The sequence below is a fragment of the Candidatus Weimeria sp. HCP3S3_B5 genome, assembly GCF_052064335.1.
In the GTDB taxonomy this organism is placed as follows: Bacteria; Bacillota; Clostridia; order Lachnospirales; family Lachnospiraceae; genus Weimeria.
The window spans coordinates 16,457-36,896 of sequence record NZ_JBQHVU010000006.1; the positions used below are offsets into that span (position 1 = coordinate 16,457).

At 49.7% G+C, this 20,440-nt stretch carries 17 protein-coding genes; 2 read left to right on the plus strand and 15 right to left on the minus strand.

Annotation, left to right across the window (positions count from 1 at the left end):
• Positions 1-77: 77 nt before the first annotated feature.
• The 6 genes from ACTNCK_RS04220 to ACTNCK_RS04245 all read right to left on the minus strand — a co-directional run bounded on the left by ACTNCK_RS04220 (position 78) and on the right by ACTNCK_RS04245 (position 7,761).
• Positions 78-1,466, minus strand: coding sequence for a tetratricopeptide repeat protein (locus ACTNCK_RS04220; RefSeq protein ID WP_441081148.1), 1,389 nt, complete (start codon positions 1,464-1,466; stop codon positions 78-80).
• 2 nt (positions 1,467-1,468) lie between these two features.
• Complete coding sequence (locus tag ACTNCK_RS04225; protein ID WP_441081150.1) at positions 1,469-1,627, minus strand: hypothetical protein; 159 nt, start codon at positions 1,625-1,627, stop codon at positions 1,469-1,471.
• A gap of 9 nt (positions 1,628-1,636) precedes the next feature.
• Entirely contained in the window at positions 1,637-4,285 is a 2,649-nt protein-coding gene (locus tag ACTNCK_RS04230; protein WP_441081152.1) for a valine--tRNA ligase, read from the minus strand.
• Positions 4,286-4,303: 18 nt separating this feature from the next.
• Positions 4,304-5,698: a rubredoxin gene (locus ACTNCK_RS04235; RefSeq protein WP_441081154.1), complete on the minus strand. Its 1,395-nt coding sequence runs from the start codon at positions 5,696-5,698 to the stop codon at positions 4,304-4,306.
• Between the two features lie 73 nt (positions 5,699-5,771).
• Entirely contained in the window at positions 5,772-7,079 is a 1,308-nt protein-coding gene (locus ACTNCK_RS04240; protein WP_441081155.1) for a sensor histidine kinase, read from the minus strand.
• Positions 7,051-7,761, minus strand: coding sequence for a response regulator transcription factor (locus ACTNCK_RS04245; RefSeq protein WP_441081156.1), 711 nt, complete (start codon positions 7,759-7,761; stop codon positions 7,051-7,053). Before ACTNCK_RS04245 ends, ACTNCK_RS04240 begins: the two co-directional genes overlap by 29 nt.
• Positions 7,762-7,882: 121 nt before the next feature.
• Here ACTNCK_RS04245 and ACTNCK_RS04250 point away from each other — a divergent pair, with 121 nt between their 5' ends.
• The gene (locus ACTNCK_RS04250) at positions 7,883-9,127 is read left to right on the plus strand and encodes a nitrogenase component 1 (protein ID WP_441081157.1); all 1,245 of its coding nucleotides are present in this window, start codon (positions 7,883-7,885) and stop codon (positions 9,125-9,127) included.
• On the opposite strand, the gene ACTNCK_RS04255 is transcribed toward ACTNCK_RS04250, so the two are convergent.
• From ACTNCK_RS04255 to rimI, 6 genes are all read right to left on the minus strand, one after another.
• Positions 9,111-10,391 carry a class I SAM-dependent rRNA methyltransferase gene (locus tag ACTNCK_RS04255; protein ID WP_441081158.1) on the minus strand — a complete coding sequence of 427 codons (1,281 nt, stop codon included), beginning with the start codon at positions 10,389-10,391 and terminating at the stop codon, positions 9,111-9,113. The two genes, ACTNCK_RS04250 and ACTNCK_RS04255, sit on opposite strands and share 17 nt — an antisense overlap.
• Positions 10,392-10,487: 96 nt before the next feature.
• Positions 10,488-10,664, minus strand: coding sequence for a hypothetical protein (locus tag ACTNCK_RS04260; protein ID WP_441081159.1), 177 nt, complete (start codon positions 10,662-10,664; stop codon positions 10,488-10,490).
• Positions 10,665-10,675: 11 nt separating this feature from the next.
• Complete coding sequence (locus ACTNCK_RS04265; RefSeq protein ID WP_441081160.1) at positions 10,676-13,066, minus strand: endonuclease MutS2; 2,391 nt, start codon at positions 13,064-13,066, stop codon at positions 10,676-10,678.
• A gap of 586 nt (positions 13,067-13,652) precedes the next feature.
• Positions 13,653-15,380, minus strand: a complete 1,728-nt coding sequence (locus tag ACTNCK_RS04270; RefSeq protein WP_441081161.1) for a methyl-accepting chemotaxis protein — start codon at positions 15,378-15,380, stop codon at positions 13,653-13,655.
• A gap of 232 nt (positions 15,381-15,612) precedes the next feature.
• Positions 15,613-16,608: a hydrogenase expression/formation protein HypE gene (gene hypE / locus ACTNCK_RS04275; protein ID WP_441081163.1), complete on the minus strand. Its 996-nt coding sequence runs from the start codon at positions 16,606-16,608 to the stop codon at positions 15,613-15,615.
• A 14-nt stretch (positions 16,609-16,622) separates the two neighbouring features.
• Positions 16,623-17,057, minus strand: a complete 435-nt coding sequence (gene rimI / locus ACTNCK_RS04280) for a ribosomal protein S18-alanine N-acetyltransferase (protein ID WP_441081164.1) — start codon at positions 17,055-17,057, stop codon at positions 16,623-16,625.
• 62 nt (positions 17,058-17,119) lie between these two features.
• Here rimI and thiD point away from each other — a divergent pair, with 62 nt between their 5' ends.
• Entirely contained in the window at positions 17,120-17,914 is a 795-nt protein-coding gene (thiD, locus tag ACTNCK_RS04285; protein ID WP_441081260.1) for a bifunctional hydroxymethylpyrimidine kinase/phosphomethylpyrimidine kinase, read from the plus strand.
• On the opposite strand, the gene ACTNCK_RS04290 is transcribed toward thiD, so the two are convergent.
• The 3 genes from ACTNCK_RS04290 to ACTNCK_RS04300 are packed head-to-tail and all read right to left on the minus strand — an operon-like array spanning position 17,892 to position 20,439.
• The gene (locus tag ACTNCK_RS04290; protein WP_441081165.1) at positions 17,892-19,187 is read right to left on the minus strand and encodes a nitrogenase component 1; all 1,296 of its coding nucleotides are present in this window, start codon (positions 19,185-19,187) and stop codon (positions 17,892-17,894) included. The two genes, thiD and ACTNCK_RS04290, sit on opposite strands and share 23 nt — an antisense overlap.
• Positions 19,187-20,233, minus strand: a complete 1,047-nt coding sequence (gene hypD / locus ACTNCK_RS04295; RefSeq protein WP_441081166.1) for a hydrogenase formation protein HypD — start codon at positions 20,231-20,233, stop codon at positions 19,187-19,189. Before hypD ends, ACTNCK_RS04290 begins: the two co-directional genes overlap by 1 nt.
• Positions 20,230-20,439 carry a HypC/HybG/HupF family hydrogenase formation chaperone gene (locus ACTNCK_RS04300; protein WP_441081167.1) on the minus strand — a complete coding sequence of 70 codons (210 nt, stop codon included), beginning with the start codon at positions 20,437-20,439 and terminating at the stop codon, positions 20,230-20,232. Before ACTNCK_RS04300 ends, hypD begins: the two co-directional genes overlap by 4 nt.
• Position 20,440: the final 1 nt, after the last annotated feature.

The window sequence follows — 20,440 nt, forward strand, 5'->3', positions numbered from 1 at the left end:
CACATTTTCACAAGGAAATCTTCAACAGTTCTTTAAGTATGTAAAAAAACAGCCCGGAAAAATCCGGACTGTGGTCTCTATTCGCCCTCAGATGACTGAAGCGTCTGTATCTTTCTCGCAGAGCTTCGGCCCTTATATGAGTCAGCATATTTATCTACAACCTTATTATAATACTTTATCGCATTATCCTTGTCGCCATTGTCCTCATAGGCCTCAGCAAGCCGGTAAAGCGCATCTCCATTCTCATATGAATCATCAAGCTTTACCACCTGTGAAAAAGCCTCTATGGCTGCCTTATAGTCATGTCTGGCGAAGGCCTGGCGGCCCTCGGTGTATTTCTTCTCGCAGACCTTCTGATCGACCGTATCTGATACTGTCTTGTAGAGGGCCTTTCCGTTCTTGTCGAGAAGATCCTGATTCACATCTGATAGATCATTTGAAGCTGAATCATAGTCTTCATCCTGGGATTTGCTATAGCTCTCAAGAAGTGACTCATATGATCCCTTTACATCAGACTGTCCCTCATATCTGTCAAGCTGGCTCTTAAGCTCGTCAACCTGCTTCTTAAGCGTCGCTGCGTCGCTCTTGGAGCTTGCTGCCTTATTATTGGCTGTGATAAGGGCTGTCCTTGCTTTTTCGTTTTCCCGGATCCTTATAGTAGGAGTGACCACGAATATAAAGCATAGGACTCCGATCGCGATTCCAAGCAGAATATTGAACAGACCGCTCTTTGAATTGTCAAGCGCCTCTATAAATGTCTGGCGCGGGATCATCACTACGTCATGGCCGTCGTTATACTCTATGGTCTGGCGGCGGACCTTCTTCTCCCGGTGCTTCTTCTCCGGCACCAGATGCTTCTTTACTTCCTTTATGTAGCGGGCCGTCAGAGGATTGTTCCAGTCGACCTTCTCTGCTTCCTTAAGCTCGTTATAGGCCTTGCTGTACTGCTTGTCATTTATATAGAGAAGAGCCGTAAGCTGTCTGGCCTTTACCATTCCGGGATTGTCATGGATTACTCTCTTTATCTCTATAAGAGCCAGATCAGTAGAGCCGCTCTGGCAATACTTAAGCGCTGTATTGAAACGGCGGGTAGCCGTATCTATCCTGTCGAAAAGTCCCACGTCCTGGCTTACTGAATTCAGATACTTGTCTGAGAGCTCATCGTCAGGGGCAAAGTTCTTTGCGATCACCCATTCCCTCAGTGCCAGTACAGGCTCTCCGTACTCCATATATACAAGTCCAAGCAGATTTCTGGCCTTGATATTTCTCTTGTTAAATCTGACTGCACGGGAGAGGGACTCTATTGCCCTTGACAGATCATGCTCACAAGCTCTCTCCAGACCTTCATTGTAGGCCATCTCAGATGAGTCCATGATCATACGGTATGCCTTCTGACTCGCTCCGCATGAAGGACATCTGTCCTGTTCCTCGCTTATGGGGCTCTTGCAGTAGAAACACTTCTCCATGGTCACCTCCCGGCGCTGCCCTTATCTGGGCGGTCTGCACCGGTCATCTCCTTTAAGATATCGATCATATCGGTAAGGTCGGTATCACGGATAGCATCCTCGGCTTCTCTTATCTCCATACTGGGTTTGAAGTTCTTAAGTTCCTCGTCAAAATCCAACATTTTATTTCCTCAGGCCATAAGCTCGGAAAGCCTCTTCCTTACGTCTTCCATCATCTGGGTATATCTTGCAAGCTTGTCCTTTTCCTCGGCTACCTTTTCGGCAGGAGCCTTCTCGAGGAAACGCTTGTTGCCAAGCATACTCTCTGATCTCTTAAGCTCGCCGGAAAGGCGCTTTTCTTCCTTCAAAAGCCTCTCTCTTTCCTTGTCCATATCGACAAGCTCGTTAAGCGGCACAAAGCAGGTGGCATCTGCGATCACAAAGGATACACTCTTTTCATCTATGCCCTTATTGTCTGCTTTTACTGTAACATCAGCTGCTGCGCAGAGTCCGGCATAGAGATCCTTATTTTCAGAAAGGACTGAAGCCACCTTTTTGTTCGTGGAGACGATAAAGAGGCTCGCCTTCTTTGAATTCGGGACATTCATATCCTTCCTTAAGGCACGCATACCCTTTACTATTTCCTTGGCCCTGCCGTAGATCTCCTCTGCCTCTGCATCATATGCGTCCTCTTCGTATACAGGCCAGCCTGATGTCATTATGGTATCTATCTGCGGATTCATTGAGGTAAAGATCTCCTCTGTGATGAACGGCATATATGGATGAAGGAGCTTTAAGGCAATAGAGAGCACATTCTTCAGTGTGAAAAGTGCTGCATTGGCTGAAGCCGGATCGGTATCCTTCGCATAGATACGCGGCTTTACCATCTCTATATACCAGTCGCAGAACTCGTCCCAGATGAAATCATAGACCTTTCCTACCGCAACACCGAGCTCGTACTTCTCCATGTTGTCCGTGACGTCCTTCACAAGGGTATTCACAAGAGAAACTATAGCCCTGTCCTCTGTCCTAAAGTCCTCCGGCTTCGGATCATAGAGAGAGCATCCATCGAGATTCATCTGGATGAATCTCGAGGCGTTCCAGACCTTATTGGCAAAGTTCCTGGAATTCTGGACCCTTTCCCAGTAGAACCTCATATCATTGCCAGGTGCGTTTCCTGTCATCAGGGTAAGACGCAGGGCATCTGCTCCATACTTGTCTATGACCTCGAGAGGGTCTATTCCATTTCCGAGAGACTTTGACATCTTGCGGCCCTTGTCATCACGGACAAGTCCATGTATAAGGACATGGTGGAATGGCACCTTCCCTGTCTGCTCTATCGCCGAGAAGACCATCCTTATAACCCAGAAAAAGATGATGTCATATCCTGTCACAAGCACGTCTGTAGGATAGAAATACTTGTAATCCTCTGTCTCATCAGGCCATCCAAGTGTCTCGAAAGGCCAGAGGGCTGATGAAAACCAGGTATCAAGGGTATCAGGATCCTGAGTGAAATGCTTACCGCCGCACTTAGGGCAGACCTCCGGTGCTCCGCCTCTCTGTACGACCATCTCGCCACAGTCATCACAGTAGTAGGCCGGGATCCTGTGACCCCACCAGAGCTGACGGGAGATACACCAGTCCCTGATCCCTGAAAGCCAGTGCTCATAGGTCTTGATATAGTTGTCAGGGACGAAGCTTACCTCGCCCTCCTGCCCTGCCCTAAGTGCAGCCTCTCCCATCTCCTTCATGCGGACAAACCACTGAGGCTTTACCATAGGCTCTACAGTAGTATGACATCTGTCGTGGGTACCAACAGCATGGGTATGAGGAACTACCTTTACCAGAAGGCCAAGCCTGTCAAGATCATCCACCATGGCCTTCCTTGCTTCATAACGATCCATGCCGGCGTATTTGCCGCACTTATCGTTCATAGTTCCGTCATCGTTTAGGATATTGATCTCCTCAAGATCATGACGCTTTCCTACCTCGAAGTCATTCGGATCGTGAGCCGGAGTGATCTTCACACAGCCTGTTCCGAATTCCTTGTCCACATATGAGTCTGCGATGACAGGGATCTCCCTGTCCGTGAGAGGAAGCAGGAGGGTCTTTCCTACTATATCCTTATATCTCTTATCGTCAGGGTTTACAGCTACTGCTGTGTCTCCGAGCAGAGTCTCAGGACGGGTAGTTGCTATCTCTACGAATCTGCCTTTCTCGCCCTTTACAGGGTAGTTGATATGCCAGAAGAATCCGTCCTGATCGACATGTTCTACCTCTGCATCCGAGAGAGAGGTCTGGCACTTAGGACACCAGTTAATGATCCTTGAGCCCTTGTAGATATATCCCTTCTCATAGAGTCTGACAAAGACCTCCTCGACAGCCCTTGAGCAGCCCTCATCCATAGTGAATCTCTCACGCTCCCAGTCTGCGGAGCTTCCGAGCTTCTTCAGCTGACCGATAATGGTACGGCCGTATTCCTCTCTCCACTTCCAGCAGTAGTCAAGGAAAGCCTCCCTGCCTATCTCGGCCTTATCTATGCCCTTTTCCTTCAGGGCATTTGTGACCTTTACCTCTGTAGCTATAGCTGCATGATCGGTGCCCGGCTGCCAGAGTGCCTCATAGCCCTGCATCCTCTTGAAGCGGATCAGTATATCCTGCATGGTGTTGTCGAGAGCATGTCCCATATGCAGCTTTCCGGTGATATTCGGAGGCGGCATCACTATAGTAAACGGCTTCTTTCTCTTGTCCACCTCAGCGTGGAAGTATCCGTTCTCCTCCCATTTCTTATAAAGTCTGTCTTCGATCTCCTTCGGATCGTAGGTCTTCGCAAGCTTCATCAGTCAAACTCCTTTGTCTTATTCCTCCACCTTCTTGAATGCGCTCTTAGGAAGATGACATACCGGGCAGCTCCAGTCATCCGGTACCTTCTCCCATGGTGTGCCTGCAGGCACTCCGTGCTCAGGATCTCCCTTGGCAGGATCATAGATGTATCCGCAAGGGCATCTCCACTTCTCGCCCGAAGAGGATGAAGCCTCCTTCTCCTTTGCGGCAGGAGCCTTGTCACTGATCAGAGCCTCTGCTATCTCCTCTGCCTTATCGATATCGTCATCGCAAGGATTCCATGAACACTTTATCTCTGTGTCTACCACATCGAATCCTGCCTCTGTCATCATCTCGCGGAGGACCCTGTTACCCTCTCCGCTCCATCCGTAGCAGCCGAATACTGCCGCCTTTCTGCCCTTCTTAAGCTTCAAGGATTTCAGATAATAGGTAAAGGCTGCCACTCCGTCAAGCACTCCGTTCAGGATAGTCGGAGATCCGATCGCAACCGCCTTTGAACGGAAGACCTCAGAGGCTATATCGTCCTTAGGTGTATGGTCCACATTATAGACCTTGACGATCGTGTCAGGGGACTTCAGGGAGATCTGGTCGGCGATCGCATGAGCAAGCTTCTCTGTGCCGTGCCACATGGTCCCATAGACCACCGTGATCCTGTTCTCCTCAGGCTGGCTTGCCCACCTCTCATAGGCATCTACTATCTGCATAGGATCCTTCCTCCAGATAGCCCCATGAGACGGCGCGATCATCTCTACAGGGAGATCCATGGCCTTAAGCTCCTTTACCTTCTTCGTGACCATAGGAGCAAATGGAGAAACTATATTGGCATAATATCTGAGTGCCTCATGCCAGAGTGTATCCTGATCGGCGAGATCTGCATACATCTCTCCGACTGCGTAGTGCTGACCGAAGGCATCCATTGAGAAGAGGATATTGTCTCCTGTCATGAATGTAGCTATTGAATCCGGCCAGTGAAGGAATGGCATCTCTACAAAGATAAGCTTCTTGCCGTTTCCTATATCAAGGCTGTCCCCTGTCTTTACCACATGGAAATCCCAGCCATGCTTACCCCACTGTCCCTCAAGTGACTTCACTGCATTTGCACTGCAGTAGATAGGAAGGTCAGGTCTTTCCTTCATAAGAGCCGGAAGTGTGCCTGAGTGATCGCACTCCCCATGCTGTACGACTATAGCGTCGATCTTTGTAATATCTGTCTCCCTCTTCAGATTCTCGATGTACTCGAACTGATGAGGAGCCCAGACTGTATCCATAAGGATAGTCTTCTCCTCCTCTATAAGGTATGCGTTCTGCGAGCTTCCGTTGTGGATCGTGAAGTCATCCCCGTGGAACTTCTGAAGCTCCCAGTCCAGATATCCGATCCATGATACATTTCCTTTGATATGCTTTCTCATATAAAGTTACCTCCTATGACTTGTGTCAGTCTGATCAGAGACATCCGAAGACGCCCCTTTATATCTATCCCTGTCATTTATGCAGGGTCACTGTAAATGTAGTATAACCGTCTTCGCTTTCGACTGCAATGCTTCCATTGTGTCTGTCGACTATGGCCTTGGCTATGGCAAGTCCAAGTCCGAAATGGCCTTCCTTCCTGTTTCTGGCCTTATCGACCCTGTAAAACCTCTCGAACAGGTGCTTCTGGGCCTCAGGCGATATGGTCTCCCCGTGATTTCCTACCGTAAAGATTATATGCCTGCCGCTCTCAGAAAGTCCCACATCGACACTTGTACCAGATGAGGCATGACCTATCGCATTCTCGATCAGGGTCTCTGCCATCCTGCTTATATCTATAGGATTGCCGACTAGTCTTATACCGCGCTCTATCTTCTGCTCGATCGTCACGCCATGTTCAAACGCCGCCGCCTCGAATGGCAGGATCACTCCCTCTATGGTCTCCGACAGATCGAATACCTCATGATCCTTTCCCGGATCTGCATCCTCTGCCGAGGCGAGAGTCAGAAGCTCCTGAATAAGCCGGTTCATCTTCCCTGTCTCGCCCTTTATGTATCCCAGATACTTGTCATTGTCCTTTGTCGATCTGGCCATGTCGATATTCACATCGACTACTGCAAGAGGGGTCTTAAGCTCATGGGAAGCATCGGCTACAAAGGCTCTCTGCCTCCTCATATTTTCCTCTATCGGCTGTACCAGATATCTGGCCAGCAGTATGCTTACTATTATAACGGCTGCCATGCCCGCTGCCGCTATCATGCCTGTAAGAGCAAATACCGGGATCAGTCTGTGCCTTACAATATCGGTATCGATGAATGTGATCTGGGTCACATCCTCGACCTCCCTTATGGAGAAACGATAATGCGAATAGTCACCCGAGTCGTTCCCCGTTTCCTTCATCTGGAAACCCAGGGCCTCTATATCATCCATATCAGCATCAGCATTCTGAACTACCGCTATGCCCTTATTATTGTTCCCGACCTTTACCTTGCCGGCATCTCCGGATGCCTCGTTTGCTATCGAGTCGTCCGGATCCTCCTTTCCGTTCCTCTCTATAAACACTGCATAGGAAGGAGACTCAGGATAGGCATAGCTCGAGTTGTCCTGTCTGGTATCGTCTCCTGCCTCCTTCATTCTAAGACCAAGGATGCTGTCGTAATAGGCATCATAGGAGGCATCCTCAGCCCGTCTCAGATGCTTGTCGAGTGTCACTGAATTCTCATTGTACTGGGAGGCAAAGGCGAAGGCCAGAATGATGATGACTATCGAGGACATGGTGATCGAGAGGATCAGCTCAATCCTTCGCTGTAGTTTCTTTATCATTGACTGCCTCTACATCAAGCCTGTAGCCAACACCGCGGACTGCACGGATACATACGTCTGCCTTTAAGAACTTGATCTTCTTCCTGATGAAGGATACATAGACCTCGACATTATTGTATTCGACATTATCTGCATTTCCCCAGATCCTCTCGGAGATCTGCTCCCTGGTCAGGGCCTTGCCCGGATTCTCGAGGAAGTATTCTAGTATCTTGAATTCCTTTCCGGCAAGAGATATGGTCTGTCTGGTGTCTGAATTCATCAGGGAAGCATTCCTCCTGTCGAGGCTTAAGTTGCCTGCTCTGACCACATCATCCTCACTGCCGTAGTTCCTCCTGATAAGGGCCCTAAGCCTTGCCAGAAGCTCCTCGACCTCGAACGGCTTGGTCATGTAGTCATCGGCTCCGGCGTCAAGACCCTTCAGCTTGTCAACAAGAGACGACCGGGCAGTAAGCATAAGGACCGGTGTCGTAACCTTTGCCTTCCTCATCTCATAGATGATCTCGGTCCCGTCCTTACCCGGCAGCATACCGTCCATTATCACTATATCGTAGGCTCCGGTCATAGCCCTGTCACATCCACTGACTCCGTCAGAGGCTATATCCACATCATAATTCTCCTGAGTAAGCCTGTCTCTCAAGGCATCTGCAAGAGCAAATTCATCTTCAACTATCAGGATCTTCATATATCCTCCATAATCAAGCTCAAATTTCAGCTGTTTTCATATTCTAACACGGATCCCCGGAAAAATAAAGAGGCACTGCCGGCTCTTGCCTTTCCTGGCATAATGGTCCATAATGTTTTTCATGAACAGAGCTGATTTCAAAAAGAAAACCTTTACTCATATACCTGTATACTCCGGTGACGTCTCCGGCGCTGCATCCGCCCTCTATGAGATGGGCGGCATGACTGTGATCCATGATCCAAGCGGCTGTAACTCCACCTATAATACCCACGATGAGCTGCGCTGGGAGAAAAAGGAAAGCCTGATCTATATCTCCGGCCTTCGCGAAAGCGACGCGATAAGAGGCAATGACAGCCGTCTTATCAATGATACTCTCTCTGCTCTCTCCTCATTAAAGCAGCGTCCTTCATTCATTGCGGTCTGCAACTCACCTGTTCCAGACATAATAGGGACCGATTTCTCTGCCATCACAAGGTTAATAGAGCTTAGATCCGGTATCAGGACCTTCTATGTCCCGACCAATGCCATGCATGATTACACCACAGGTGCTGCCAATGCCTTTCTGGCTCTGGCCAGAAGGTTTCTCACCTCTGAAAGGCTTTCTGCTGCCAGGTCAGGGAAATCAGTAAACCTGCTGGGACTTACTCCCTTTGAATTCCCCTATGAGAGCCAGATCGACTGTCTCTATTCCCTTCTGGAGGATGCCGGGCTTACTGTCGCATCAAACTGGGGAAGAGGGAGTGCCCGCCATTCCGCCGGTTCCATAGAAAGAGCCGTCCTTGCAGACGTATCCCTTGTCGTCTCCTCTACCGGTATCCTTGCCGCCGACTATCTCTACAGGAATTACGGCATTCCTTATGTGATAGGAAACCCGGTCTTTTCGACCTCCCCTTCAGCCTCTTTGGACCTCTTTCAGAGAAAAACAATAGACTCTCTCTACGCAGCCATGGAATCAGGTTCTTGTGAAAATGTGTATATGGACATTCTGGGCGTGTCCCAGTGGAAAATAAGAAATGAGGCCTCCCCTGTCACTGCATTTATAGGTGAGCCTGTGATGATGGGCTCTGCGGCTGCCTCCTTTTCGCTTTCTCACCCGGGGAAAAAAGTACGCCTTATCGCTGCTACTGAGACAAAGAGCCATGGTCTCATCTTCTCTGAGGTCATAAGTCCCTGCGGAGAGGCTGAGATCGCGGACGCTATAAGTGACTGCAGCACTATCCTTGGCGATCCCCTGCTAAAAAACGCTGCCCACGGCAGCAAAAGAGGCTTTTGCAGTGACAAGCAGCGCTGGATTGACATGCCCCACCTGGCTATGTCGGGGAGGATGTTTATAGCCTCCCCAAAGGCATTTATACCTCAGATGTGACCTGGAAGATGAAAAACTTCAGATAGAAGCTGGAATCAAGTCCCCAGAGATAGGGATGGTCAGGAGACTGGGCGCTGTATGAGACCTGACGGAGTCTTTTGTGGGCTGATATGGCCGCCTGGGATATGACCCTGCGAAGGAGCTCCTCTGTCATGAAGTGAGAGCATGAGCAGGTCGCAAGGAAGCCTCCGTCCTTTACCAGAAGCATACCCTCGCGGTTTATCTCGCGGTAGCCCTTCTCGGCCTGCTTTACAGTATTCCTCGACTTGGTAAATGCCGGAGGATCGAGGATCACAAGGTCAAACCTTTCTCCCTTCCTGCGAAGGTCCGGCAGGGCATCAAGTACATCTGCGACCTCAAAGCGGGCTATATCAGACAGGCCGTTTATGGCCGCATTGTCCCTGGCCTGGGATATTGCCAGCTCTGATATGTCAAGTCCCAGCACTGAAGCGGCCCCGCCTCTTGCAGCATTCAGGGCAAATGTCCCCATATGGGTAAAGCAGTCGAGCACAGTTTTCCCCTTGGCGAGCTTCTGAATCAGGAGGCGGTTGTACTTCTGATCGAGGAAAAATCCGGTCTTCTGTCCATTTTCCACATCAACCCGATAGCTTACTCCGTTTTCTACTATCTGAGCCAATGGACTTTCCAAACGGTCAGGAAACTCTCCCGACGGATACCACTCTCTTTCCATGTCGTTAAAGGGCTCCTCTATAAAGCCCTCTGCCTCTGTATACAGCCAGCCCTTGAAGGGCTTCATCCCCTCCTTCTTCCTGACCGCTGCATCTGATCTCTCATAGATCCCTCTGATATGAAAGCCCATGCCCCCAAGCTCATCAAGGAGCAGCGAGAGGATCACAGGCTTTATCCTGTCCATTCCTAGTGAAAGCGACTCTATTACCAGCAGATCATCATACTTATCCGCCACAAATCCCGGAAAGCCGTCAGCCTCCGAAAAGATCAGCCTGCATGCGCTCATATCGACCACATTCTCACGGTAACTCAGAGCCCGCCTTACCTTTTCCTTAAAGAATCCACGATCCGGCTTCTCCTCCCTGTAGCGTGAGAGGATCCTGACCCTGATCTTTGAGGCGCTGTTGTAGACTCCCCATCCCAGAAAGAAATCATCGAAGTCGAGCACCCTTACCATCTCTCCGTCAGCTGCCCCTCCCGGCTCCTCGTCTATCTCATTGTCGAATATCCAGGCTCCGCCCTTCTTTAAGGACCGGCCCTCGCCTCTCTTTATCCTTATAAAATAATCCTGCATCTGTAGCCTCTTTTAATTCATTATCAACAGGAAAATTATACCCGATGCCGGGACGGGATTCAAATAAAAAAAGCCCCGCACTGCGGGGCAATAAATTCATATGGTTCTTTTGCCGCCTTTCAGCCCATGCAGCAGCAGATCTGCTGCCTCGTCTGATAGGCTTCGCAGATCACTCATTCCATCCTTTATGCCGCAGCGGTATACTCCTGTGGCCACAGAGGCCACAAAGGACGGTATCAGCTCCCGGTGGCTCTTATCCTTACCAAAATCCATAAAGAAGTCCCTTATCCCAGCTCCACCACTGTCACTCCGGTATCTCCCTCGCCATAGGCAGCCAGATGGTAATCCTTTATGTCCTTCTGGCGGGACAGGTAGTCATGGACGGCCTTTCTCAGGATACCGCTTCCCTTACCATGGACTATGCGGACAGTCGAGAGATGAGAGAGGCGGGCATCGTCCAAATACTTGTCAAGGGTCCGGATGGCCTCATCAGAATTCATACCTATAAGCATGAGCTCGGCTGACATGGAGCCGGCCTTGCTCATGGACCGGCGGCTTGAGCCTGACTGCTTTTTCGACCTGGTCTGATCCTCATTTACAAGAGCTATGTCGTCAATATTTACCTTTGAACGCATTATACCCATCTGGACGGTCAGATTACCCCTGGCATCCGGAAGAGTATGCACTGTTCCTTTTAGATTCATTGAGAGGACGATCACATCGTCACCGATCCGAAGCTTCTTTGCATCCGGCTTCTTTGCCTTTACCGACACTGACTTCTTCGGCTTTAGCACCGCTTTTCCCTGATGAGCCTTTATCGATTCTCCTATCGCGCTACGCTGCTTCTCCATAGCAGCCATATCCGGAGCTGCTGATCCATATTTGTTGAAATTTCTAATAACCCGGTCGGCCTCGTCCTTGGCGCGCTTCAGGATCTCTGCAGCCTCGGCATTGGCCCTTGAGATAATATCATCCCTTCTGTCGCTTAGTGCGGCTTCCTTTTCCTTAGCCGACTGAAGGAGACGCTCTGCCTCCTTCCTGGCACGGCCTGCCTCCTCCCTGGCCCGGCTTGCCTCGCTGTGCTTTATCTCCAGGTCTGTGACCAGATCCTCGAAATCCGTATCCTCCTGCTTCATTCTGGAGGCTGCATCATCTATTATACTGTCAGAAAGTCCCAGCTTCCTGCTTATGGCAAAGGCGTTGGACTTTCCCGGAATCCCGATAAGGAGCCTGTAGGTCGGAGAAAGTGTCTCCATGGAAAATTCCATGCAGGCATTCTCAACCCCATCTGTCGTAAGAGCATATGCCTTTAGCTCCGGATAGTGGGTAGTTGCCATGGTCCTGATATGGGTCCGGTGGAGCTCACTTAGGATAGCCTCCGAAAGGGCTGCCCCCTCGGACGGATCCGTTCCGGCACAGAGCTCATCGAAAAGCACCAGTGCGCTGCGTCCTCCCTTCTGCGGCAGACCTACCTGACGCAGGATTTCGACTATATTTGTCATATGAGAGCTGAATGTGGAAAGTGACTGCTCTATAGACTGCTCGTCCCCTATATCAGCATATACATCATTAAAAACTGCAATCTCCGACCTGTCGGCCGCAGGTATATAGAGCCCGGCGCAGGCCATAAGGGTAAGAAGCCCGACTGTCTTTAGGGAGACTGTCTTTCCTCCAGTATTTGGTCCAGTGATGATCAACTGATCGAAGCTCTGACCCAGATTTACATCTATAGGCATGACCTTCTCTGGATCGAGAAGCGGATGTCTGGCTTTTTTCAGATCTATCCGGCCCTCCGTATTAAGAACCGGTGCAAAAGCATTCTCCTCCCAGGCAAGAGAGCCCTTTGCGAAAATAAAGTCAAGCTCCGACAGTATCTTGAAATCCTCTGTTAGGGCACCTGAGGCCTCATTTACCCTGGCCGAAAGCTCCGCAATGATCCGTCTTATCTCCTCCTGCTCCTTAAGCTCGAGCTCCCTGGCCTCATTATTAAGAGAGACGACAGCTGATGGTTCTATAAAGATCGTGGCTCCTGATCCTGACTGATCATGGACTATTCCGGGCAGGCTGTTCTTGTACTCGGCTCTTACTGGCAGACAGTATCTGTCATCACGCATGGTAATTACCGCATCAGAAAGACACTCTCTCCTGGCATTCATTATCTCTGTCATCTTGGACCTGACACGCTCACCCATAAGTGACAGCTGCCGTCTGATCGAGCGCAGAGCTGGTGAGGCATCAGATGAGATCTCGTCCTCACTTATTATGCAGCGGCTGATCTCATTTCTCAGCGGATCGATCGGATCAAGACCATCAAAATACCGGCTCAGGCTGTCAGACGCCTCCTGACCATCGTCCTCTCCATACCCCTTCGCCCTAGAAGCCACCTGCAGGAGGGAGGCTACATCAAGAAGCTCCTCTGCATTAAGCGTACCTCCTATATCAAGTCTTTTCGTATAGACATGGGGGTCATTTATACCGGAAAGGGAAAGAGGCCCCTTAGCGTAGATACGGTGCAGAGCATCACCTGTTTCCTTAAGCCTTGCCCTTATCTTTTCCGGATCACTGACCGGCCTTATCAGCCGGCAATACTCCTTACCCTTCTGTGAGGTCGCCTTATCAGCAAGGCGGCTTGTTATCTTATCAAATTCCAGAGTGTGTAATACCTTGTTATTCATAGGGGTATTATAGCATAGGCAAGGGAAAGGTGAAAGGGGTTAGGGTAGAGGGCTTAGGGGTTAGTGGAGTGTGACTGTTCTAAAGTATCTGATCTATAATAAAAAAGGACAGATCCAAAACCAATGGATCTGCCACAAAGATGCTGTTTTTGTTAACAAAGAAGCTGTCTTCGTTAAGCTCGAACTTCGTCTTCGACTCGTTCTCGCTAACAATGAAGTTCTGCTCGCTAAGCTCAAGCTTCGCCTATAAGGAAGTTCTCTTCGCTAGGTTCGACCTTCGCTTGTCAGCTCGGTCTCATTAACAAGGAAGTTCTTTTCGCTAAATTCGAGCTTCGCCTATGGCTCGCTCTCGATAATAATGAAGTTCTGCTCGCTAAGCTCAAGCTTCGCCTATAAGGAAGTTCTCTTCGCTAGGTTCGAACTACGCCTTACGGCTTGTTCTCACCAATCTCAGAGAACGACCTCGCTTCGGATTCGAGCTTCGTCTTCGACTCGCTCTTACCTACAGGCTTTCGGCCTCACAGAACGACCTCACACCTCTGACCTCTCACCTCGCACCTCACACCTCACACCTCTGGCCTCTCACCTACTCATGGAAATAATCCACCGTCTCCTTCAGCTCATTTGCCAGATCCTTTAGTGATGACGCTGCCTCGCTGATCACTGTAAATGTACTGTTGAGTTCCTGCATCGAGGCATTGGTTTCCTGAGTTGAGGCTGCATTTTCCTCAGAGATGGCAGAAAGATCAGAAATGATATCAGAAAGCGAAGTCTTTGATGTATTCAGTTCATCGATACGGCTTGCGATCTTATCAACACCATCTGCAACACTTTCCATCTTTTCCTTCATATCAGCAAGCTCCTTCCTCGTGGATACCAGCTGCTGATCCTGTATATCAAAGCTTTCCGAAAGACTGTTCATGGATTCAACAGATGATGCAGAATCCGAAAGAAGTTTTTCAACAAGCTGTGAGATCTCATCGGCACTCTGTCTGCTCTGATCCGCAAGTGTCCTGATCTGGTCAGCCACTACAGCAAAGCCACGCCCAGCTTCTCCTGCTCTTGCTGCTTCGATCGATGCGTTCAGAGAAAGCAGGTTTGTCTGACTTGCAATGTCAGTGATAGCACCAGAAAACTTCGAGATTTCCTGTACAGAATTATTTGTAGAAGAGATATTCTCCCCAATAGCCTTAACCGAACCATTTGAAATCTCTGACTGTCTGGTAAGCAGTTCGATCGCATCGACTGTCTTATGGCACGATTCCTTCATTGCCTTCGTATATTCGTTCAGGTCATTGATATTACCATCAATATCCTCGATATCTCCTCCCATGCTGGACGTGTCGTTAGCGGCAGACTGCACAGAATCGGCCTGCTCAGTTGCCCCCTTCGCTATATCGTCGACAGCGGCAGACACCTGGTTTGACGCAGCAGCAGCCTGATCAGAAGAACCAGAGAGATTTTCACTTGAAGCATTTAACTCTCCTGTCGTTTTCTTTATAGCCCCTACTACCTGCAAAAGCTTTTCATCAAGCGTCTTTACGCTTTTAGAAATACTTCCCAGCTCATCATTCCTTTCAAGGACTCTTTCATTGCAATGTATATTCAGTTTACCTGAAGCAAGTGTCCTGATGTTTAAAGCAAGCTCATTAACTGCTCCAGAGACTTTTCTGGAAGCAAGAACTCCGATCAGAAGAGAAACACCACAGAATATCAAAGCCAGCACTATCATAAGCAATGTATCCATAGCTATTTCGTCCTCAGCCGTTTTTGTCTGCTTAGCTGCTAACACATAGCCGATAGTCTTTCCATCATCATCTGTTAGCGGACGATAATATGAACTGTAGCCTGTTCCTTCTATACTTCTGTTTCTTTCGAAATAATAGCCATACTTATCTATCGTGTTTACAACGAAATCAGGCAGCTCCTCCACTGACCTGTCGCCATTGCCACTGCTACTTTTCAGCGTGGTAAGAACAGTTTTTTTCCCAATGATTATTGAATAATCGAACCTGGTCTCTTCCTTTGTCTCATCAAGTATCTGCAGATACTCTTTTGTGACATCCGTGTCGCCCTTTGTCACCCTGCCATCACTTGTTGCTGCCCAACTGCCATCATACTCATTTGAAAACATCTTTTCAACCAGGTATGATGAGGACGAAAGCTCTCCCTTTACATCTTCAAAATATCTCGACCTTAATTTACGCACCGAAACCAGCGTAAGTACAGTAGATATAACCAGAGTTCCGGCAACAGCTACCATAATGATCTGTTGGATAAGTTTTCTCTGTTTCCCTGAGCCTGCTTTTTGCATATGTTCTCCTTTCAGGCAGCAATGTTTTTTTATATTTAATTTAATCCATTTAATAGTTGTTGTCAATATTAAAATAATGTCTTAATATTTTCCCCCAATCTTCCAGTTCCCTGGTCTGGCTTAAAGACAAGGTTTTCGGCCCCCACCCCTCGCACCTCTAACCTCACACCTCACACCTCACACCTCTCACCTCTCACCTCACACCTCACACCTCTCACCTCACACCTAACACCTAACAAATCCTCGGCAACAGCTCTGTCGAGGCCTCCGGCAGATAGGTCTCTGTCCCGATCGGGGTCCTTACGGTCACTGAGTCTCCTCTTACCTCTCCGATAGCGCAGGCGCCGGATGTATACTCAAAGCCATGGAGGATCTTTACGATCTCTTCTTCTCTTTCCTTTTCTGCAATTATGACCATACGGCCCTCGCAGGCCAGGTTCAGAGGATCAAAGCCTAACATATCGCAGATTCCCTGGACCTTGGGGTCTACCGGCATCCGGTCCCTGTCAACTCTTATGCCGACACCGCTCTCACGGCTTATCTCGTGCAGAACGGTACCGACCCCTCCTCTTGTCGCATCTCTTATCACATGGACATCCGGCACTGCCTTAAGCACAGCCTCTACCGGCTTCCAGAGCGGGGCGCAGTCCGAAGTCACATCCGACTCTATGCCGAACTCATCTCTTGCGACAGCTATAGCAGCCGCATGACGGCCTATATCTCCTGTGACAATTATGGTATCTCCCTGCCTTGCCCTGTTTCCTGCAGGAGAGACACCAGGCATTATCTCTCCGACTCCGGCAGTAGTGATGAAGCAGCCGTCAGCCTGACCCCGGCGGGCGACCTTGGTATCACCTGCCACAACCATGACACCCACCTCTCTGGCTGTCCTTGCCATCGAGGAAACAAGGAGCTTCAGATCAGCTATAGGAAAGCCCTCCTCTATCACGAATGAACAGGTCAGATAGAGAGGGCGGGCTCCCATGCAGGCCAGATCGTTTACAGTACCGCATACAGACAGCTTACCGACGTTTCCGCCCGGAAAGATGGCCGGACTTACTATAAAGCCGTCCGTTGACATAGCCATCCTTCCGGCAGGGGCCGGAAGCACAGCAGCATCATCCGATGTGAAATATTTATTTTTTAGCTCCTTCGCAAATACCTCCTCAATTAGCTCTCCAGTGGCCTTTCCGCCTCCGCCCATAGCAAGGGTAACCTTTTCTGTCATCTTGTCTCCTAACCTTATAATAATCTCATCATAACATAGGCATCCTCATCGGGATCCCTGTAAAACCTTTTTCTTACTCCGGCTGTGATAAAGCCATTCTTCTGATAAAGAGCCAGCGCAGCCTCGTTTGACTCCCTGACCTCGAGAAAGAGCTTAGATGCTCCCTTTTCTCTCACCGCATCAGAAAGCTCCGATAAAAGCCTGCTGCCAATCCCCCGTCCGCGACAGGAGGCCTTTACAGCTATAGATGGAAGCTCGGCCTCGTCAGCCGCAAAATATCCTACCGCATATCCGGCAGGGCCATTCTCATCCTCTGCCTTAAGTACGATAGCAAATGGATTCTCGCTGGCTGCCACAAAATCCGCCACGCTCCAGGGCTCACTCATGGAGGCCAGAGAAATAGCCGCCAGAGCCCCAAAATCATTTTTTTCTGCAACTTTTACTGTCATAAATGCTATCATATATCCATAAACCATAAAAGTCATGGAGGTAATAAATGAAGTTCACAAAGATCCCTGCAGTCCTGTCAATAGCCGGCCTCGATCCGTCAGGCGGCGCCGGACTCATTGCAGATATAAAAACCCTTCTGGCAAACGGCGTCTATGGAATGGGAGCCGTGACAAACATCACAGCCCAGAATACCACAGGTGTAAAAGCCGTGGAGCCTGTCCCGGCCGGGCTTTTAAAGCAGCAGATCATGACCGCAGCGGATGATATACATCCTGCTGCTATAAAGGTCGGTATGGTCGGGACCAAGCCTCTGTTAAGGACCGTAGAAGAATGCATCCGCATTATCGGATCTCCTGTCGTGATAGATCCGGTCATGATCTCAAGCTCCGGCACTCCTCTCCTGTCTGATGAGGCCAGAGAAGCCCTTTTTCACCTGCTTCCTATGGCCCTGCTAATAACCCCCAACTACCCTGAAGCCATCTCTCTGGCAGGGGAGGAGGAGAGCCCTTCCTTGCTTGCCAGACTGATCGGAGATAAGTATCAGACAAATGTCCTTGTAAAGGGAGGGCATCTGTCAGTCCCATCCGACTATCTCTATCTGGTCAGCGAAAAAAGAACCGTATCATTCCCGGGGCTTCATATAGACAATCCGAATACCCACGGCACTGGCTGTACCTTGTCCTCGGCCATAGCAGCAAACCTGGCAAAGGGTAATTCACTTACGGCCTCTGTCCGTCTGGCCAAGGAATATATAAGCACTATAATAAGTGCAGGCCTCGACCTGGGTCAGGGCAGCGGCCCAATGGACCACGGCGCTGCCATAAGAGGCGACTTTACTGAGCGATACAGCTTATAAGTCCTCTGGCCTTTTTCCTTATTATGGCAGCTGTATCCTTCGGATTTGCCATGGCCTCCCGGAGTTTCATAAGAAGGGCCCTCCTGCCGGCTATCCCGAAAGCTCCGTCATCCTCTATCATATCGACAAAGTAAGGACTGTCAAAGATCCAGGCCGCACGTGGCCCGCTCGCAAGGATCCTTTCCGATTCTCCGATAAGGCTCCTCCTGTATGAAAGCTCGCGTAAGGCCGGATCAGCCGGATCGATCGAGATGATATGATACCTATCCATAAGCCTCTGATAGATAGCCATTTCATGATCCATAGGGCCCGGGGAGATCACCCATCTGACATCAAATCCTGCCTCAAGCAGATAGAAGGCCAGCGAATAAGGACAGCTGCATCCCAGATTATCAACTGCTACAGGCACTCCTTTTATCTCTTCTGCAAATCTCCGGTATTCTGCAAGCATTGAGGCGGAGGCCCTGTCCAGATCAGACAGAAAGCCCTCCACCGCCACAGCAAGCCTCTGATCAGGAAACATTTCCTTAAGTCTTGTCAGCTGATCGATAAGCGAGCGGTCATCCCAGAAGGGAAGGGCATATAGATAGGGGATCCCTGTCCTTTCTGAAAAGGCAGATACTCCCATGTCTCCGGCCATATATGTACAGATATTAAGCGAAGCATTTCCAAGGTCCATATATCCTTCAAAGGTCCTTATGCCCGAAAGCTGCCTTACCGGAATATCTGCCGCAGAAAATATGGCCAGCAGGTCGTTATTTACTGCTGTCGCTGTGACCTCACTGCCGATCAGATTCACTGCACGTACCGGGTCTTTTGCCGGAATAAATGAGTACATCTCACGTCTTAGCTTCTGGTCCGGGAAAGCCTCCTCCTTCTGCGAAATACAGTCCATATATCCGTGAGCAAGAATGATGTCGGGATATCTCTCCCTTATCGTATCAAATACATAGGTGAAATCACATGAAAGCATCCTGTGGGAGCAGACCGTGAAAAGAAATATCACCGAAGGCTTGTTTCCTCCGGCTATAAGCTCATCTATTACCTCCGAGCAGCCCTCTATAGTCACTGTCTCAAGGCTGTCAGTAAGAAGGTCTCTTTCATCTACAGCCACGCATGAAAACCTGTCTCCTGCATCCATCTCATAGGCGCTCATCACGACTCCGCGAAGGCAGTTGTCAGGGGCTACATAGATCTGATGGGATCCGGGCACCTGCATGGCTATATGTACTATGTTCCAGCTCTCGTGAACCGGCATTCCGAATTCAAGCATTATTTCCTCCGATAGAGATAGAAGGCAGAGCAGGCTCCCTCTGAGGAGACCATGCAGGCGCCAACAGGATGCTCAGGAGTGCAGACCTTTCCGAAAAGAGGACATTCCGTAGAGCTGCATTTCCCCTGAAGGACCTCTCCGCACCGGCAGGCCGGGTTGTCACGTCCCTCTATAACCGGCAGGGAAAATTTCTTCCTTGCGTCAAAGGCAGCATATTCCTCCCTTAAGGCGAGGCCCGATCCCTTTATCTCTCCTATACCGCGCCATACGGCGTCCACAGGCTCCATATATTTCTCAATAAGAGAAACTGCCTTAGGAGACCCTTCCGGACGCACGACCCTCGGATATGCATTTATAACAAACGGCTGACCCTTTATAAGGCCCTTTACACAGAGAGCTATCGCCACTACAAGCTCCTCAGGTGTAAAGCCTGCTATGACTCCGCTTATCTGGTATCTGTCGCGGAAGTCCTCACAGATCGACGTACCTGTAATAGCGTGGACATGCCCCGGATAAAGAAACGCGTCCGTAGAATCCTTCATTGCCAGATAGGCCTCTGGCATGGTCTTATTGGCAGTAAGAAGGGAAAAATTGGAAATGCCCTCCCTATCAGCCTCCTGCACAGCCAGACATTCGGACGGAGTAGTGGTCTCGAAGCCAACAGAAAGGAAAACGACCTGTTCATCAGGATGCTCTCTGGCATAGGAAACCGCATCGACCGGAGAATATACCACCTGTATACGGGCATCCTCTCTCCTGGCATCAGCCAAGGACTTTTCTGAGCCCGGCACCCTTACCAGATCGCCGAAGGTAGTAATGGTACAGCCCTTATCAAGAGCCAGAAGAACAGCCTCGTCTATATATCCTGCCGGAGTCACACAGACCGGGCAGCCCGGACCTGATATAAGCTCTATGTCAGGTGAGAGGATATTCCTGATCCCGTCTCTGGCTATCTCGTGGGTATGGGTTCCGCAGACCTCCATTATCCTGAGTCTTCTGCCCTTATATCCACTGAGGAATGAACGGGCCTCCTCAAGGGCGCTCATTTGAATGACTCCCAGACAGAGGCAGCCTCTTTAGAATCGGTTTCCGTGATCCTTGAAATGGCTGCTCCCGCATGGACCATCACATAGTCTCCCGGACGCAGGTCCATGAGCAGATCGTCCCTTACCCTTCTTTTTGCTCCGCCGGAATCCACTATGATCCCATCCTTATCTTTTCTTACAACCTTTGCTGAAAGTCCAACACACATT

Excerpts from the sequence above, each read along its gene's own strand:
- ACTNCK_RS04220 (WP_441081148.1), bottom strand. The coding sequence starts at position 1,466 with ATGGAGAAGTGTTTCTACTGCAAGAGCCCCATAAGCGAGGAACAGGAC.
- ACTNCK_RS04225 (WP_441081150.1), bottom strand. The coding sequence starts at position 1,627 with ATGTTGGATTTTGACGAGGAACTTAAGAACTTCAAACCCAGTATGGAG.
- ACTNCK_RS04230 (WP_441081152.1), bottom strand. The coding sequence starts at position 4,285 with ATGAAGCTTGCGAAGACCTACGATCCGAAGGAGATCGAAGACAGACTT.
- ACTNCK_RS04235 (WP_441081154.1), bottom strand. The coding sequence starts at position 5,698 with ATGAGAAAGCATATCAAAGGAAATGTATCATGGATCGGATATCTGGAC.
- ACTNCK_RS04240 (WP_441081155.1), bottom strand. The coding sequence starts at position 7,079 with ATGATAAAGAAACTACAGCGAAGGATTGAGCTGATCCTCTCGATCACC.
- ACTNCK_RS04245 (WP_441081156.1), bottom strand. The coding sequence starts at position 7,761 with ATGAAGATCCTGATAGTTGAAGATGAATTTGCTCTTGCAGATGCCTTG.
- ACTNCK_RS04250 (WP_441081157.1), top strand. The coding sequence starts at position 7,883 with ATGAACAGAGCTGATTTCAAAAAGAAAACCTTTACTCATATACCTGTA.
- ACTNCK_RS04255 (WP_441081158.1), bottom strand. The coding sequence starts at position 10,391 with ATGCAGGATTATTTTATAAGGATAAAGAGAGGCGAGGGCCGGTCCTTA.
- ACTNCK_RS04260 (WP_441081159.1), bottom strand. The coding sequence starts at position 10,664 with ATGGATTTTGGTAAGGATAAGAGCCACCGGGAGCTGATACCGTCCTTT.
- ACTNCK_RS04265 (WP_441081160.1), bottom strand. The coding sequence starts at position 13,066 with ATGAATAACAAGGTATTACACACTCTGGAATTTGATAAGATAACAAGC.
- ACTNCK_RS04270 (WP_441081161.1), bottom strand. The coding sequence starts at position 15,380 with ATGCAAAAAGCAGGCTCAGGGAAACAGAGAAAACTTATCCAACAGATC.
- hypE (WP_441081163.1), bottom strand. The coding sequence starts at position 16,608 with ATGACAGAAAAGGTTACCCTTGCTATGGGCGGAGGCGGAAAGGCCACT.
- rimI (WP_441081164.1), bottom strand. The coding sequence starts at position 17,057 with ATGACAGTAAAAGTTGCAGAAAAAAATGATTTTGGGGCTCTGGCGGCT.
- ACTNCK_RS04290 (WP_441081165.1), bottom strand. The coding sequence starts at position 19,187 with ATGCTTGAATTCGGAATGCCGGTTCACGAGAGCTGGAACATAGTACAT.
- hypD (WP_441081166.1), bottom strand. The coding sequence starts at position 20,233 with ATGAGCGCCCTTGAGGAGGCCCGTTCATTCCTCAGTGGATATAAGGGC.
- ACTNCK_RS04300 (WP_441081167.1), bottom strand. The coding sequence starts at position 20,439 with ATGTGTGTTGGACTTTCAGCAAAGGTTGTAAGAAAAGATAAGGATGGG.